The sequence below is a fragment of the Mesorhizobium helmanticense genome, from assembly GCF_003034915.1.
GTDB classification, from domain to species: domain Bacteria; phylum Pseudomonadota; class Alphaproteobacteria; order Rhizobiales; family Rhizobiaceae; genus Mesorhizobium; species Mesorhizobium helmanticense.
This window is the reverse complement of the sequence record NZ_PZJX01000055.1, coordinates 1-14,923: the sequence shown is the minus strand read 5'-3', so window position 1 is coordinate 14,923 and position 14,923 is coordinate 1. Positions and strand designations below refer to the sequence as shown.

Genomic DNA, 14,923 nt, shown 5'->3' with positions numbered 1-14,923 from the left:
TCGGCTTCGCCATCGCCGCCATAAGGTCGACGCGGGCGCGCGCGCTGTTGCCGTTGCGGCTTCTCGTCACCGTCTATGTCGAGATTTTCAGGCGCATCCCTTTCCTGGTCATCCTGTTCATCGTCATGTTCGGCATCCAGGCCGTCAGCCGCGGTATATCGCTGTTCGCCATCGCGCTGATTTCGATCTGCATGGTGTCGACGGCCTTCATGTCCGAGATCATCCGCGCCGGCATGGAGTCCGTGCCGAAGATGCAGCGCGAAGCCGCGGAAGCCATGAATTTCGGCTTCATTCGCACGCTGCTTCTCGTCATCCTGCCGCAGGCGTGGAAGGTGATCCTGCCGCCGGGCTTCGCCTTCATGGTGATGTTCATCAAGGACACCGCGCTCGTCTCGCAGATGGGTGTCGTCGAGCTTGCCTTCACCGGCAAGATGTTCGTCGGGCGTGGCTTTTCGCCCTTTCTTGTCTACGGAACCGTCCTTGCCGGCTATTTCGTGATGTCCTATCCGCTCAGCCGCCTCGGCGCCTATCTGGAGAACCGCCTTGCCACTTCTCGAAGCAGAGAATCTATCCAGCGCGTATGGACGGGTCCCGGTCCTGTCCAAAGTGAACCTGTCGGTGAACAAGGGTGAGGTGATCAGCCTTATCGGTCCCTCCGGTTCCGGCAAGAGCACCTTCCTGCGTGTGCTGATGGGGCTTTTGCCGCCGACGGCTGGCGAGGTGCGCATCGATGGCGGACGCATCGACTACCGCTCGCGAGCCCAGTTGCGGGCCATGCGCGACCGCATGGCGATCGTCTTCCAGCAGTATAATCTGTTCCAGAACATGGACGTGCTGCGCAACGTCACCATCGCGCCGATCAAGATCAAGAAACGCCCCAGGGCCGATGTCGAGCGCGAAGCCACTGCCCTTCTGCTGAAGGTCGGCTTGGCCGAGAAGCATCATGCCTATCCCGACGAGCTCTCGGGCGGCCAGCAGCAACGCGTCGCGATCGCGCGGGCGCTCGCGCTGAAACCCGAGATACTGCTGCTCGATGAAGTGACCGCAGCGCTCGATCCCGAGCTGGTCACCGAAGTGCTTGACACCATCCGCTCGCTGGCCAGCGAAGGCATCACCATGCTCATCGTCTCGCACGAAATGGCCTTCGTGCGCGAAGTCTCGACCCGCGTCGTCATGATGGACAAGGGGCAGGTCGTCGAGATCGGCTCGCCGGCCGAGATCTTCGGCAGCCCGAAGGAAGCGCGCACCAGGGAGTTCGTCGGCAAAATCCTTCGACACTGAACCCTATTGTTTGGGCAGGAACGGCCTCAGATCGACATCCACCGGCGGCGTCGCGCCCTGCACCAGGCTGGCGACGATCCGGGCCGCGATCGGTCCGGCGGTGAAGCCCATCCAGGGAAAGAAATTGACGAAGAAACCCGGCATTCCTTGTATCTCGCCCAGGATCGGCTTCCAGTCGTCCGTGCCGTTGACGATCGCGGCCCAGGTGCGCACGATTCTGATGTCGGCAAGCGCCGGCACGACCTGGACTGCGACCGCGAGATTGCGTGCCAACGAGTCCGGATCGGCGACCGGGTTGCCATGGCGTGCGTAGCGCGCCGGCCAGCCGCCGCCGATGAGGATCGTGCCGGCGCCATTCTGCTTCAGCGTCAGCTTTTCGCCGGTGAAGTAGACGAGATGCGGCACCAGCGCGCCGACCTGTTCGGTCGCGCTGACCTGGATCGGAAAGCCCTGGACATCGGCGAGTTCGATGCCGAGCATCGCCGCAATGTCGCCGGTTTCGGCGCCGGCCGCGTCGACAATGCGCGCCGCTTTCAGAACGCCCCTGTTCGTCGCAACCGCAAAGCTGCCGTCACCCTCGCGCGTGATGGCCTTGACGGCGGTGTGGCGCAGGATCCTGGCGCCGGCGCGTTCCGCGGCCGCGGCAAAGGCTGGCGCCATCAGGAACGGGTTGGCCTTGCCCTCGTCGGGACAAAAGGCGCCGCCGACAATATGGTCGGCGAGATAGGGCGCAAGCTTGTGCAGCGCGGCGCGATCAAGGAGATCGACCTTGAGCCCCTGTTCTCGCTCGAACGCGACCTTGCGTTCGATGTCGCGCATCTGCTCCGCATTGGGTGCGACCAGCAGGCCGCCTTTCAGCGAGACCTCGAGATCGGCCCCGAGAAGCTCGGGCAGCTCGCGCCACATTTCGATCGAGCGGGCCAGCAGGCCGATCGTCGGCGAGAAAATGCGCGCCCAATCCTCGCCCTTGTTGATGAAGGGATCATGCGGGATCTGCGCATGCAGGCTGCCGGCATTGGACCCCGAAGCCAGCGTGTTGAGATCCGAGCGCTCGACCAGGGTGACCGGCACGCCATCGGTGGCCAGGTAATAGGCGGTCGCGCATCCGGTCAGCCCGCCGCCAATCACGATCACGTCCGACATAGAGGCCCCACAAGAGAAATCACGAACTGCTTGCCTACATTAATTCGTTCGCTATAGTAACAACCGTTCGCTGTGTGAACGCACCTTTTGCTGTGAAGCCTGATATTGGACGCACCGCCGGCGAGGTGCCGCCATCCGCGTTCAGCCTATGCCCATCGACCGATTTTCGTACCAACCGTCAGCGTCCCAGCTCAACCTCCCAATTCGGAAGACCCTCATGGCCAAGCAGTTCCGCGGCAGTCACACCGTCACCGTCACGCCCTTTACGCCGGATGGCGGTGGCATCGACGAAGCGGCGCTCAAGCGTTTTCTCGACTGGCAGATCGCCTGTGGCGTGCCAGGAGTTATCATCCTTGGGACGACGGGGGAATTCCTGACCGTCAGCGACGACGAGCGCCAACGTTATGTGGAGGCGACCGTCAAGCATGTTGCCGGCCGCATGCAGGTCATGGTCGGCACGATGAATGCCTATACGCCAAACGCCGTGCGCTACAGCAAGGAGGCCGAGGCGCTCGGCGCCGACGGTCTGATGATCGCTCCGCCCTACTATTATACCCCCACGCATGACGAGATATTCAACTACTACAAGGCCATCTCGGAAGCGGTGACCATCCCGATCATGCTCTACAACAATCCGGTGACGACGAATGTCGATATGCCGGCCAAGCTCGTGGCCAAATTGACCAAGGCCTTCGAGAATGTGCGCTATATCAAGGAAGCAAGCATGAATGTCGGCCGCGTCTTCGACATCGTCGAACTGACCGAAGGCGTGATGAACGTCTTTGCCGGCGAACGCATCGTCGAGAGCTACCGCCTCGGCGCCGTCGGCTATGTGAACCCTTATGGCAACTACATTCCGCGGGCCTCGTCGCGCATCTGGGATTTCCTCGTTGCCGGACGCCTCGATGATGCCCAGGCCATCCAGGCCCTGATCAACAGGATGGACCACATCATCGCCGAAGGTCATCCGACTTATGGCCATCAATGCTACTCCAAGGCCCTGGCGGCGGCAGCCGGCTACCCCGTCGGCGACGTGCGCGCGCCGCTGACGAAATTCGTCGAGCTCGGCGCTGAAGGCGTATCGCGGCGCGAAAAGCTGGTGGCGATCATGGGTGAACTCGATGCGCTGATGGACCGGTTGCAGGCCAAGGCCGCCTGACGATATCCATCGTAATTTGCCTCCTCAGAGCGGTCGCGGACGATCAGGTCGGCGATCGCCTCCACAGCAATGCCGTCCTGGCCTTGATCGCCAAGGCGAGGCCGTTTCGCGCCTATCTCTTCGACCCAATCCGTCCGCATGGCGCACAAAAAGTCTTAAATCGAACCTTCTGCTGGCCAAGGGCGATAGGCGCATGTACGTTCGGATGTCGCACGTGGCGGAGGGTGTATGGATTCGGGACTGCGCATCCGTGATGGAGATCTGATCGCCGGCTTCGTCAAGGGTCTGTCGGTGATCGAGACCTTCGACCAGCAGCGGCACAAGCTCAGCATCGCCGATGTCGCCCGTCTGACCGGGCTCGAACGGGCGTCGGCGCGCCGTTGCCTTTTGACGCTCGTCCATGGCGGCTATGCCGAGTTCGACGGCAAGTTCTTCCGACTGACGCCGCGCGTCCTCAAGCTGGGCTATGCCTATCTGTCCTCGACGCCCTTGCCCGGCATCATCCAGCCCTATCTCGAGCAGCTCTCCGAGGCGATCCACGAATCCTCGTCGGCGTCCATTCTCGACGCCAGCGAGATCGTCTATGTGGCCCGTTCGGCGCAGCGGCGCGTCATGCTCATCGGATTGAATGTCGGCAGCCGCCTGCCGGCCTATTGCGCCTCGATGGGGCGTGTCTTGCTGGCGGCGCTGCCCGAGGACCAGGCCCGCCGCCGGCTGGAAGCGACCAAACGCGAAAAGCTGACGCCGAAGACCCTGACCGGGATCGGCGACCTGATGAAGGAACTCGGCCGTGTCCGCAGCCAGGGCTATGCGCTGATGGACGAGGAACTCGAGATCGGCTTGCGCTCGATCGCGGTGCCGATCTTCGACAGCCGCGGCAGCGTCGTCGCCGCGGCCAATGTCGGCGTGCAGGCCTCGCGCATGTCGTCCGAGATGTTGATCAGCGACGTACTGCCCCGCCTGCTTATCCTGCAGGGCGAATTGAGGAAGCTGCTGGGCTGATAGGCGCCAGGCGTCAAGCCTGATCCGCGATCAGCCGATACTGGTCGGGCCGGCGACGCTGCAAGCCCGGCGTAGCTCTCACAGGGGTGAACCACCAGCCCCGGATGTCTCTCGCGCAACAGCTTCATGGCAAGCGCCGGCGCGTTGGTGTGGAGGATTGCGGTGGGGCCAACTGTCGTCGCCGTGTGCTCGGGTTTTCCTGCAGCTCATGTCCGCTTTCGCCGACCGATCAGCGCGATTTCGCCGAAACTTGCAAGCGCGACCAAAAGAGAGATTTTCAATCAGATGTCGTTCCGATCGTCGACTGTTTCGAGCCACAGCCCTTGACGATCAGAAACCGCTTCAAACTGCGCGACCGTCGCGATACGGTCGAAACCATGTCTCAATCCACAGCCTTCACGGCCCGCCGCGATCAGATGTTCCCCACGCTTGGTGAGGTCGACATCGAGCGCATGCGCCGTTTCGGGCAGGCCAGTTCCTACGCCGCGGGCGAGTTCATCGTCAAAGCCGGCAACGTGGCGCCGGGCTTGGTCGTCGTCCTGTCGGGCAAGGTGGACATTACGCAGAGTGGCTTCGGCCGGCGCGAGATAATCGTTACCCACGAGGCGGGCAGCTTCGTCGGCGAACTGGCGCAGCTTTCGGCCCGCCCCTCGCTGGTCAACGCGGAGGCGATCGAGCCGGTGCAGGCGTTCGTCATCGCCTCGCAAAGGTTGCGCGATCTGATGGTGCAGGAGGCCAATCTCGGCGAGCGGATCATGCGGGCGTTGATCCTGCGCCGTGTCGGCCTGCTCGAAAGCGGCGCCAGCGGACCGGTCATCATTGGTGCTCTCGACAGTGGCGACGTCTTGCGGCTGCAGGGTTTCCTGGCCCGCAGCGGTCAGCCCTACCGCGCGCTCGATGCCGAGACTGATCCATGCGCCAGAACCCTGGTCGAGCGCTTCCAGGTCGATCCCCACCACCTGCCGATCGTGCTCTGTCCGAACGGCAAGCTGCTGCACAATCCCGGCGAGAACGAGCTCGCCCGCTGCATCGGCCTGTTGCGGCCGATCGATGCCGGCAAGCTCTACGACGTGGCCATTGTCGGCGCTGGCCCGGCGGGGCTGGCGGCTTCGGTCTATGCGGCGTCCGAAGGCCTGTCGACGATCGTGCTCGACTGCCGTGCCTTCGGCGGACAGGCGGGCGCGTCGTCGCGCATCGAGAACTATCTCGGCTTCCCGACCGGCATTTCGGGCATGGCGCTGATGGCGCGCGCCTACAACCAGGCGCAGAAGTTCGGCGTCGAAATGGTCATACCCGACGAGGCCAGGCTGTTGAATGGTACGGCCGGCATGACCGGTTACACGGTTGATGTCGGCGATGGCGAGACCGTGCGGGCGCGCACCGTCGTGATCGCCAGCGGCGCGCGCTATCGCCGCCTCGATATCGCCAATTTGGCTGAGTTCGAGGGAACGTCCGTGCATTATTGGGCCTCGCCCATCGAAGCGCGGTTGTGCGCGGGGCAGGAAGTGGCGCTGGTCGGCGCCGGCAATTCGGCCGGCCAGGCGGCAGTCTATCTGGCCAGCCATGTCGGCAAGGTGTGGCTGCTGGCGCGCGGCAGCAGTCTGGATGCCAGCATGTCGCGCTATCTGGTCGAGCGCATCCGGGCGCAGCCCAACATCGAGGTGCTGACCGGGACTGAGATCGAGGCGCTGGACGGCCACGAGGGCAATCTTGCCACAGTGCGCTGGCGCGACCGCGAAAGCGGCGTGGCGACGACCCACCCGATCCGCCATCTCTTCCTGTTCATCGGCGCCGACCCGAACACCGACTGGCTCGCCAACTGCAACGTGGCGCTGGACGCCAGGGGCTTCGTTCGTACCGGGCCGGATATAGGACCGACGCATACCTTGCAAGAGACCAGCCGCAGCGGCGTGTTCGCTATCGGCGACGTGCGCTCCGGCTCGGTCAAACGCGTTGCGGCCGCCGTCGGCGAAGGCGCCCAGGTGGTGGCGGCACTGCACGCATATCTGGCGCAAGGCTAATGCATGTCGCCCAAAAGCATGTCTTCGGGCTTGATCCGAGGGTGTGCAGCGGTTTGGGGCAACGAGATGCATAAGACAAAGACTTGAAGCGCGTTGCGTGTATCACCCGCGACGCACCACGGCACCCGAACCGGTCAGGAGATTGTGATGGCGGATGAATGCAGACATGCAGGCGATATCAGGGATGTGACGCCGAGCGCACTCGGCTGCGAGGAGTGCCTGAAGAGCGGTTCGCAATGGGTGCATCTGCGGCTATGCCGCACTTGCGGCCATGTCGGCTGCTGCGACGACTCGCCCAACCGCCACGCCACAAAACACTTCCACGCCACCCGCCATCCGATCATCGAAGGCTACGACCCGCCGGAAGGCTGGGGCTGGTGCTATATCGACGAGGTCTTTCTGGACCTCGGCGACCGCACCACCCCGCAGAACGGCCCGATCCCAAGGTTTTATTGAGGGGTGCAGTCTACGCCATCAAAGAGGACGTCTGTTCTTGCGCGACACGTCAAGCAGCCGCCAGCCCGGGACGTGCGCCGTCGTGGTGGTCGACATCAAAACAGATGGCTCACACATCAGTTATTGACTATGACACATTTTAATGTACGCTGCAGCGCGTAGAGTTCATGTCCTAAAAAAGAGCGATTGGTGATAACCGCCCCACAGTTGCGTGCCGCCAGGGCGCTGCTCGGCATCGATCAGCGCAGGCTTGCTGAATTGTCCGGCCTGTCGGTGCCGACAATCCAGCGCATGGAAGCCAGCGAGTGGATGATCCGTGGCAATGTCGATTCCCTCATGAAGTTGATTGCAGCGCTTGAGGCCGCCGGCATCGAGTTGATCGGGGAAGGTGCGACAAGCCATGTCGGCGGGCGCGGGGTGCGGCTGAAAGCAGGCTCCGGTCAGGTCAGAATTTCCGGCGCCGACAATACGGAAGCCGGGTCCGGCGGGAGCCTGCCGTGATTTCGATCGTTGCCCTTCTGCTGTGGGGCGTCGCCGCGCTTTTGGGAACCGCCATGCTGGCCATAGCGGTCAGCCGGCGCGATTCGGCGACACAACTGGTCTACGGCCTGATCCTTGGCATCGCGGCCCTCGTGTTCCTGGCCGTCTCAAGCCATCTGGTCGGCGATCCCGCCGGCGTGTCGGCCGTTACGCTGCCGCTCGGCCTGCCCTGGATCGGCGCCCATTTCCGCCTGGATGCGCTCTCGGCTTTTTTCCTGGTCGTGGTCAACCTCGGCGGCGCCTTCGCCAGCCTCTATGGGCTTGGCTATGGCCGTCACGAGTCCGCGCCGCACCGCGTGCTGCCGTTCTTCCCGGCCTTCCTTGCCGGCATGAACCTCGTCGTCCTGGCCGACGATGCCTTCACTTTCCTGTTGTCCTGGGAATTCATGTCGCTCGCCTCGTGGGCGCTCGTCATGGCGCACCACCGCGAACCCGATAACACGCGGGCAGGTTACATCTACCTGGTGATGGCGAGCTTCGGCACGCTGGCGCTGCTGCTCGCCTTCGGCCTGCTGGCCGGACCGGCCGGAACCTATACATTCGACGCGATGCGCGCCGCCGAGCCAACCCGGTTCGTCGCCGCCGCCGTTCTGGCCCTGATGCTGCTCGGCGCCGGCTCCAAGGCCGGCCTTGTCCCTTTGCACGTCTGGCTGCCGCTCGCTCATCCGGCCGCACCGAGCCACGTCTCGGCGCTGATGAGCGGCGTCATGACCAAAGTCGCCATCTATGGCTTCATACGCGTCATCTTCGACCTGCTCGGCGAGCCGGCGTGGTGGTCGGGCGTCGTCGTGCTTTTCCTCGGCGGCCTGACGGCGGTTCTCGGCATCCTCCACGCCTTGATGGAAAAGGACCTCAAGCGGCTGCTCGCCTACAGCACCATCGAAAACATCGGCGTCATCTTCGTGAGCCTTGGCCTCGCGCTCGCCTTCAAGGCCAACGCGATGCCGTCGGCCGCGGCACTGGCGCTCACCGCGGCACTCTTCCACGTTCTCAACCATTCCTTTTTCAAGAGCCTGCTGTTCTTTGGCGCCGGCGCCGTGCTGACCGCAACCGGCGAACGCAACATGGAGAAATTGGGCGGTCTTATCCATCGCATGCCGCTGACCAGTTTTGTCTTTCTCGTCGGCTGCGTTTCGATCTCGGCACTTCCGCCCTTCAACGGCTTCGTTTCCGAATGGCTGGCCTTCCAGGCCATCCTGCAGAGCCCTGACCTGCCGCAGTGGGGCCTGAAGGTCATGGTGCCCGCGGTCGGTGGCCTGCTGGCACTTTCGGCGGCGCTGGCCGCGGCCTGTTTCGTAAAGGCGTTCGGCATCACATTTCTCGGCCGACCACGCTCCGCGGCGATGGAGCAGGTGCGGGAGGTCGATCGCTACTCACTGGCGGCAATGTTCGCTCTCGCGGCTCTTTGTCTGCTTGCCGGCATTCTGCCGGGCCTTGTCATAGACGGAATTTCACCGGTGACGCTGTCGCTCATCGGCAACCGCATGCCGGTGCAGATGGCGCAGCCCTGGTTGTCGATCGTGCCGATTGCCGAGAGCCGCAGTTCCTACAATGGCCTGCTGGTGCTCGTGTTCATCACGATCTCCGCCTCGCTCGCGGCTGTCGTGATCCACCGCTTCGCCTCGCACGCGCTGCGTCGCGGTCCTGCTTGGGGTTGCGGCTTCCCGGATATCACCCCGGCCGCGCAATACACGGCCGTCAGTTTCGCTCAGCCCATTCGCCGCGTCTTCGGCACATTTGCATTCCGTGCCAAGGAAAAGGTGGAAATGCCGCCGCCGGGCGCCACCGGGCCGGCGCGCCTCACCGTGGAAATGCACGATGTGATCTGGGAGACTTTTTACCAGCCGATCGCGGGCGCGGTCGGCTATGCGAGCGAGAAGCTGAACCGTCTGCAGTTCCTCACCATCCGGCGCTATCTGACCCTGGTCTTTCTCTACCTCGTCACCTTGCTTCTGGTGCTCGCGCTATGGCCCTGATCCCTGAACTGGCCGTCCAGGGCGCGCAGATGGTGCTGGTGCTTTTGCTGGCACCGCTGCTGACCGGCTTCGTGCGCAAGGTGAAGGCGAGACTGCAGCGCCGCCGGGGGCCGTCGCTGATCCAGCCCTACCGCGATGTCGTGCGGCTGATGCGCAAGGAGGTCGTCCTGGCGGACAACGCATCCTGGCTGTTTCGCGTGACCCCCTACCTGATCTTTGCCGCCACCTGGGTCGCCGCCGCGCTCATCCCGACATTCGCCACCGGCCTAACCTTCAGCTGGACCGCCGATCTCATCGCCATTGTCGCGCTGCTTGGCAGCGCCCGGTTCTTCCTTGCATTGGCGGGCATGGATGTCGGCACGAGCTTTGGCGGCATCGGCGCAAGCCGCGAGGTCATGATCGCTTCGCTGGCCGAGCCCGCCATGCTTTTGATCGTGTTCAGCCTGGCGCTCGTCGCCGGCGCGACGCAACTCTCCACCGTCGCTGCCTTCATGGCTTCGCCGGATGTCGGTCTGCGGGTGTCGCTCGGCATGTCGCTGATCGCTCTGGTCATCGTGGCGATCGCCGAAAACGCCCGCATACCGGTGGACAACCCGGCGACCCATCTCGAGCTCACGATGGTTCACGAGGCGATGGTCCTGGAATATTCCGGCCGCCATCTGGCGATGATCGAGTTTGCCAGCTTCCTGAAGCTTCTGCTCTATGTCTCGCTGGTTTCATGCGTTTTCATACCCTGGGGGCTGGTGACCTCCGGGGCCAGGCCGCAACTCCTCCTTCTGGGTGCCGTCACCTATGTCGGCAAGCTTGCCGTCTGTGGCATTCTGCTGGCCGTCTTCGAGACCGCCATCGCCAAGATGCGTGTCTTTCGCGTCCCGGATTTCCTCGGCGTGGCGCTCATGCTGGCCCTGCTCGGCACACTCCTGCTGTTCGTCTCACGGAGCCTCTGATGAACGGCCTCACCTTCGATATCGCCCATCTGCTCGCCGGCGGCCTGGTGCTGGTCAGTTTCATGATGCTCTATCAGGATCGCCTGTTTGCGCTGATCAACGTCTTTGCGCTCCACGCTGTCGTGCTTGCTCTGTCCGTGGCCTGGCAGGCCTATGTCCAGGACGCTCACCATCTCTACGTCACCGCGGCGATCGCCCTCGTGTTCAAGGCGATCGTCATTCCCGTCGGGCTTCACCGCATCATCCAGCGGCTCGGCATCCACCGCGACATCGAGACCGCTGTCGGCATCGGTCCGACCATGCTGGCCGGAATAGGCCTGGTGACGCTGTCCATGGTGTTGATGCTGCGGGTCACCCCCGACGCCGACCCGCTGGCGCGCGAGGATCTGGCCTTCGCGCTGTCCATCATCCTGCTTGGCCTGCTGGTAATGGTCACCCGCCGGAATGCCGTCAGCCAAGTTGTAGGCTTCATGTCGCTGGAGAACGGCCTTGTGCTCGCCGCCACCGGCGCCAAGGGCATGCCGCTGGTGGTCGAGATCAGCGTCGCCTTCTCGATCCTGATCGCCTTCATCGTCATCGGTGTCTTCCTGTTCCGCATCCGCGAGCGGTTCGATTCGGTCGATGTCGGCGCGCTCGACGACTACAGGGGGGAACGCCGTTGACCGCGTTTTCCTTCGACGCCGTGGCCGCCATCCTGCTGATACCGCCCTTGGCGGCAGCGCTGATGGCCGCGTTGCCGAACTACAAGGTGACGGCGCGCCTGAATGTCGTCGCCAGCCTGCTGACCTTGCTTGCGGCACTCTCGCTTTTCGTCACCGACCGGCCGCAGCCGGGACAGTATCTCCTGGTCGACGATCTCAACATCGTCTTCATCGTGCTCAACACATTCGTCGGCTTCACGACCAGTATATTCAGCGCGACCTATATCGCCCACGAGCTGGAGACCGGCCGGCTGACCGCGCCGAACCTCAGATTCTATCACGCAATGTACCAGATCATGATGTTCGGCATGAACCTCGCCTTCGTGTCGAACAACATCGGCCTGATGTGGGTGGCGGTGGAGCTTGCCACGCTGACCACCGTGCTGATGGTCGGGATCTATCGCACGCACGAGGCGCTGGAAGCCGCCTGGAAATATTTCATCCTGGGAAGCGTCGGCATCGCGCTTGCGCTGTTCGGCACCATCCTCGTCTACATGGCCGCGCAACCGGTCGTCGGCGAAGGCACCAACGCAATGGTCTGGACGGTGCTCATCGAACAGGCGGCGCGTTTCGACCCGGCTTTGCTCAACGTCGCCTTCGTCTTTCTGCTGCTCGGCTACGGTACCAAGGTCGGCCTTGCCCCCTTGCATGCCTGGCTGCCCGATGCGCATGCCGAAGGCCCGACGCCGATTTCGGCGGTGCTGTCGGGCCTGCTCTTGAACGTCGCGCTCTATGCCGTGCTGCGCTTCAAGATGTTGCTCGCCGCAAGCCCGCAGGCGATAGCTCCGGGGCCGTTGATGATCGCGATGGGGCTCACCTCGCTCATCTTCGCGGCTTTCATGCTCTATCGCCGCCGCGACATCAAACGCCTGTTCGCCTATTCCTCGATCGAGCACATGGGCATCATCGTGTTCGCGTTCGGCATGGGCGGCCCGCTGGCGAACTTTGCCGGCCTGCTGCACATGGTCATGCACAGCCTGACCAAGTCGGCGATTTTCTTCGCGGTCGGTCACATAGCGCAGGTCAAGGGCACCCAGAAGATCGACGACATCAAAGGGCTGACGGAAACGCATCCCGGGCTTGGCTGGGCGCTCGTCATCGGCGTCGTTGCCATTGCCGGCCTGCCGCCGCTCGGCATCTTCATGAGCGAGTTCCTGATTGTGAGCTCGACATTTGCAAGACAGCCGCTTCTGGCGATCCCGTTGGTGTTCGGGCTTCTGCTCGCCTTCGGCGCCCTGCTGCTTCGGCTGACAGGCGTCGCCTTCGGCGAGCCGCGCGGCAGCACTGCGCCGGTCGAGGCATCCTATGTGCCGATGTATTCCCACCTGGCTTTGGTGTTTGCCGCCGGCATCTATCTGCCGGCGCCCCTGGTCGCGTGGTTCCAGCATGTCGCGACCATCCTGGGATGAAGCGGATGAGCAAAAGGAAGATGCCCGGGCTGACCGACCTCATCGAGGCCGGCCGTCCTGTTGAATACCACGCGCCCTCGAAGCGCGCACTGGTCGCCCCGAAAGTCTGGAACCTTGCGGTAGAGCAGCTTGCCGAGGGCCGCTGGAGCCTGCTCGGTCTTTGGGGCGAGCCGGACACCGTCCACATGGCGCTGCTCGACGAGGTTCGCGATATCGGCGTCATCAGTCTGCAATGTCCTGGCGGCCGCTATCCATCGGTCGGCCAGCGGCATCCACCCGCCCTGCGGCTCGAACGTGCAGCCTCGGATCTGTTCGGGCTTTCGCCACAGGGCCTCCCGGACACCCGTCGCTGGCTTGACCATGGCCAATGGGGAGTGAGCCATCCCCTGGCGACGGCGCCCCAGGCCCCAGCCGCGGCGTCTTCCTACCGCTTCCTTGCCGCGGAGGGTGAGAGCCTGCACCAGATCCCGGTCGGACCCGTGCATGCCGGCATCATCGAGCCGGGGCATTTTCGATTTACCGCGAGTGGCGAAACGATCGTGCGGCTGGAGGAGCGTCTCGGCTATGTGCACAAGGGCATAGAAGGCCTGATGAAAGGCTCGCCTGTCGATCGCGCCGCCCGACTGGCGGGCAGGACCTCCGGCGACAGCACCGTGGCCTATTCGCTTGCCTTTGCCCGAGCCGCCGAAGCGGCTTTGGGTGTCGACGTGCCGCGGCGCGCCGTCTGGCTACGGGCGCTGATGGCCGAGTTGGAGCGCCTTGCCAACCATCTCGGCGATATAGGCGCCATCTGCAACGATGCCGCCTTCGCGATCATGCTTGCCCATTGTGGCGCGCTGCGCGAACATGTGCTGCGCGCAAGCGACGCGGCTTTCGGCCATCGCCTGATGCGCGACCGTGTCGTGCCCGGCGGAGCGGCAAGCGACCTGAGCGAAGAAGGGACGGTCGCGATCCGGTCCGTGGTCGCCGAGATCAGACAGCGCTTTCCTCATCTGGTCGAGCTCTACGACAACACCGCCTCGCTGCAGGACCGCACCGTCGCCACCGGTCGGCTCAAGGGGGAACTCGCCCGGCAATATGCGGCCGGCGGCTATGTCGGCCGGGCTTCGGGCCGCGACTTCGACGCGCGCCGCAGCCCAGGCTATCCGCCCTACGACGAACTCGCCTTCGATGTGCCTGTGCTGCAGGAAGGCGACGTAAATGCGCGCGTCTGGATACGCATCCGCGAGGTCGAGCAGAGCCTGTCGCTGGTGGAACAGATCCTTGAGCGCCTGCCGGCAGGGCCGATCCATGTCGACATCGCCGGGCCGAACGGACCACGGGAAGGCATGGCGGTGGTCGAGGGGTTCCGCGGCGACATTCTGGCCTGGCTGCGCATCGGCGAGGCCGGCATGGTCGAGCGCTGCCACCTGCGCGACCCCTCATGGTTCCAATGGCCGCTTCTCGAGACGGCGATCGAGGGCAACATCGTCGCCGACTTTCCGCTCTGCAACAAGTCGTTTAACTGCTCCTATTCCGGCCATGATCTCTAGACCCGCAATCGCGAACCTTCGGTTCGGAAAAGATCATGGTCGAACCAGACCAACCATGCTCTAAGGCATTCTGTCATGCGCAAGCTTCTCTTCGAAAGCCTGGTCAGCTCCCCTCTCACCGAGCACCCGCCCTTGGCGAGCAATGCGGCGGTCGACGAACTGGCCCGCGCCGTCAACGGCGCCGCCCGCAAGCGGTTGGGCCGAAGCCTGTCGGTCCGAGCCGTCGATGCCGGTTCCTGCAACGGCTGCGAACTCGAAATGCACGCGCTGAACAATGTCTTCTACGACATCGAGCGCTTCGGCATCCGCTTCGTCGCCTCGCCTCGCCACGCCGATGTGCTGCTCGTCACCGGGCCGGTGACGAAGAACATGCGCGAGGCCTTGCTGCGGACCTGGGACGCGACCCCCAACCCCAAATGGCTGGTCGCGCTCGGTGATTGCGCCAGGAACGGCGGCTGTTTCGCCGGCAGCTACGCCGTCGTTGGCGGCGTGTCGGAGGTGCTGCCCGTAGATCTCCACCTCCCCGGCTGCCCGCCGCCACCGATCGAGATTTTGAAGGGCCTGCTCGCCTTGCTCGAAGGGGTGAATGCAAATCACCGAGGGTGAACCTGACCTCCGACTTCAAACGGCGGCCACAGCGATGGTATCGGCCCGCCCCGGGCATCCGCCCTGGTGCGGTGCGGCCCATCGCAACCGCGAGAGAACAGCCGAAGAAGTATTCAGGAGCGCCAGGCGATCCGAACCGGCTGGCTGCTG

General features: G+C 63.9%; 14 protein-coding genes. 13 read left to right on the top strand and 1 reads right to left on the bottom strand.

The annotated features are described in order from the left end of the window. Positions 1-632: amino acid ABC transporter permease (locus tag C9427_RS29190; protein ID WP_107652497.1), on the top strand; the 632-nt coding region annotated here is incomplete at its 5' end. Then, entirely contained in the window at positions 544-1,281 is a 738-nt protein-coding gene (locus C9427_RS29185) for an amino acid ABC transporter ATP-binding protein (RefSeq protein WP_107652496.1), read from the top strand. The genes C9427_RS29190 and C9427_RS29185, both read left to right, overlap by 89 nt. 3 nt (positions 1,282-1,284) lie before the next feature. Here C9427_RS29185 and C9427_RS29180 read toward each other — a convergent pair whose 3' ends face one another. Next, on the bottom strand, positions 1,285-2,424 hold the full coding sequence (locus C9427_RS29180; RefSeq protein ID WP_107652495.1) for an NAD(P)/FAD-dependent oxidoreductase: 1,140 nt from the start codon (positions 2,422-2,424) through the stop codon (positions 1,285-1,287). A gap of 217 nt (positions 2,425-2,641) precedes the next feature. Here C9427_RS29180 and C9427_RS29175 point away from each other — a divergent pair, with 217 nt between their 5' ends. From C9427_RS29175 to C9427_RS29120, 11 genes are all read left to right on the top strand, one after another. After that, positions 2,642-3,583 (top strand): dihydrodipicolinate synthase family protein, encoded by a 942-nt coding sequence (locus C9427_RS29175; protein ID WP_167434525.1) that lies wholly within the window; start codon positions 2,642-2,644, stop codon positions 3,581-3,583. 246 nt (positions 3,584-3,829) lie between these two features. Beyond that, positions 3,830-4,585 carry an IclR family transcriptional regulator domain-containing protein gene (locus C9427_RS29170; RefSeq protein ID WP_107652502.1) on the top strand — a complete coding sequence of 252 codons (756 nt, stop codon included), beginning with the start codon at positions 3,830-3,832 and terminating at the stop codon, positions 4,583-4,585. 377 nt (positions 4,586-4,962) lie between these two features. Next, the gene (locus C9427_RS29160; RefSeq protein WP_107652501.1) at positions 4,963-6,606 is read left to right on the top strand and encodes an FAD-dependent oxidoreductase; all 1,644 of its coding nucleotides are present in this window, start codon (positions 4,963-4,965) and stop codon (positions 6,604-6,606) included. A 147-nt stretch (positions 6,607-6,753) separates the two neighbouring features. Beyond that, positions 6,754-7,062 (top strand): UBP-type zinc finger domain-containing protein, encoded by a 309-nt coding sequence (locus tag C9427_RS29155; RefSeq protein ID WP_107652493.1) that lies wholly within the window; start codon positions 6,754-6,756, stop codon positions 7,060-7,062. A 189-nt stretch (positions 7,063-7,251) separates the two neighbouring features. Continuing rightward, positions 7,252-7,563 carry a helix-turn-helix domain-containing protein gene (locus tag C9427_RS29150; RefSeq protein WP_107652500.1) on the top strand — a complete coding sequence of 104 codons (312 nt, stop codon included), beginning with the start codon at positions 7,252-7,254 and terminating at the stop codon, positions 7,561-7,563. Continuing rightward, complete coding sequence (gene hyfB / locus C9427_RS29145; protein ID WP_425351690.1) at positions 7,560-9,578, top strand: hydrogenase 4 subunit B; 2,019 nt, start codon at positions 7,560-7,562, stop codon at positions 9,576-9,578. Before C9427_RS29150 ends, hyfB begins: the two co-directional genes overlap by 4 nt. Then, on the top strand, positions 9,569-10,525 hold the full coding sequence (locus C9427_RS29140) for a respiratory chain complex I subunit 1 family protein (RefSeq protein ID WP_107652492.1): 957 nt from the start codon (positions 9,569-9,571) through the stop codon (positions 10,523-10,525). The genes hyfB and C9427_RS29140 overlap by 10 nt, the downstream gene beginning before the upstream one ends. Further along, positions 10,525-11,187, top strand: a complete 663-nt coding sequence (locus C9427_RS29135; RefSeq protein ID WP_107652491.1) for a hydrogenase-4 component E — start codon at positions 10,525-10,527, stop codon at positions 11,185-11,187. The genes C9427_RS29140 and C9427_RS29135 overlap by 1 nt, the downstream gene beginning before the upstream one ends. Then, complete coding sequence (locus tag C9427_RS29130; protein ID WP_107652490.1) at positions 11,184-12,635, top strand: hydrogenase 4 subunit F; 1,452 nt, start codon at positions 11,184-11,186, stop codon at positions 12,633-12,635. The genes C9427_RS29135 and C9427_RS29130 overlap by 4 nt, the downstream gene beginning before the upstream one ends. Positions 12,636-12,655: 20 nt before the next feature. After that, a complete protein-coding gene (locus C9427_RS29125; protein WP_107652498.1) occupies positions 12,656-14,167 on the top strand; it encodes a hydrogenase large subunit in 1,512 nt (503 codons plus the stop codon). Positions 14,168-14,242: 75 nt separating this feature from the next. Further along, on the top strand, positions 14,243-14,773 hold the full coding sequence (locus C9427_RS29120; RefSeq protein ID WP_107652489.1) for an NADH-quinone oxidoreductase subunit B family protein: 531 nt from the start codon (positions 14,243-14,245) through the stop codon (positions 14,771-14,773). Positions 14,774-14,923: the final 150 nt, after the last annotated feature.

Bases quoted from the DNA above. Each gene is read 5' to 3' on its own strand.
- C9427_RS29125 (WP_107652498.1), top strand. From the start codon at position 12,656: ATGCCCGGGCTGACCGACCTCATCGAGGCCGGCCGTCCTGTTGAATAC.
- C9427_RS29155 (WP_107652493.1), top strand. From the start codon at position 6,754: ATGGCGGATGAATGCAGACATGCAGGCGATATCAGGGATGTGACGCCG.
- C9427_RS29135 (WP_107652491.1), top strand. From the start codon at position 10,525: ATGAACGGCCTCACCTTCGATATCGCCCATCTGCTCGCCGGCGGCCTG.
- C9427_RS29180 (WP_107652495.1), bottom strand. From the start codon at position 2,424: ATGTCGGACGTGATCGTGATTGGCGGCGGGCTGACCGGATGCGCGACC.
- C9427_RS29175 (WP_167434525.1), top strand. From the start codon at position 2,642: ATGGCCAAGCAGTTCCGCGGCAGTCACACCGTCACCGTCACGCCCTTT.
- C9427_RS29160 (WP_107652501.1), top strand. From the start codon at position 4,963: ATGTCTCAATCCACAGCCTTCACGGCCCGCCGCGATCAGATGTTCCCC.
- C9427_RS29120 (WP_107652489.1), top strand. From the start codon at position 14,243: ATGCGCAAGCTTCTCTTCGAAAGCCTGGTCAGCTCCCCTCTCACCGAG.
- C9427_RS29140 (WP_107652492.1), top strand. From the start codon at position 9,569: ATGGCCCTGATCCCTGAACTGGCCGTCCAGGGCGCGCAGATGGTGCTG.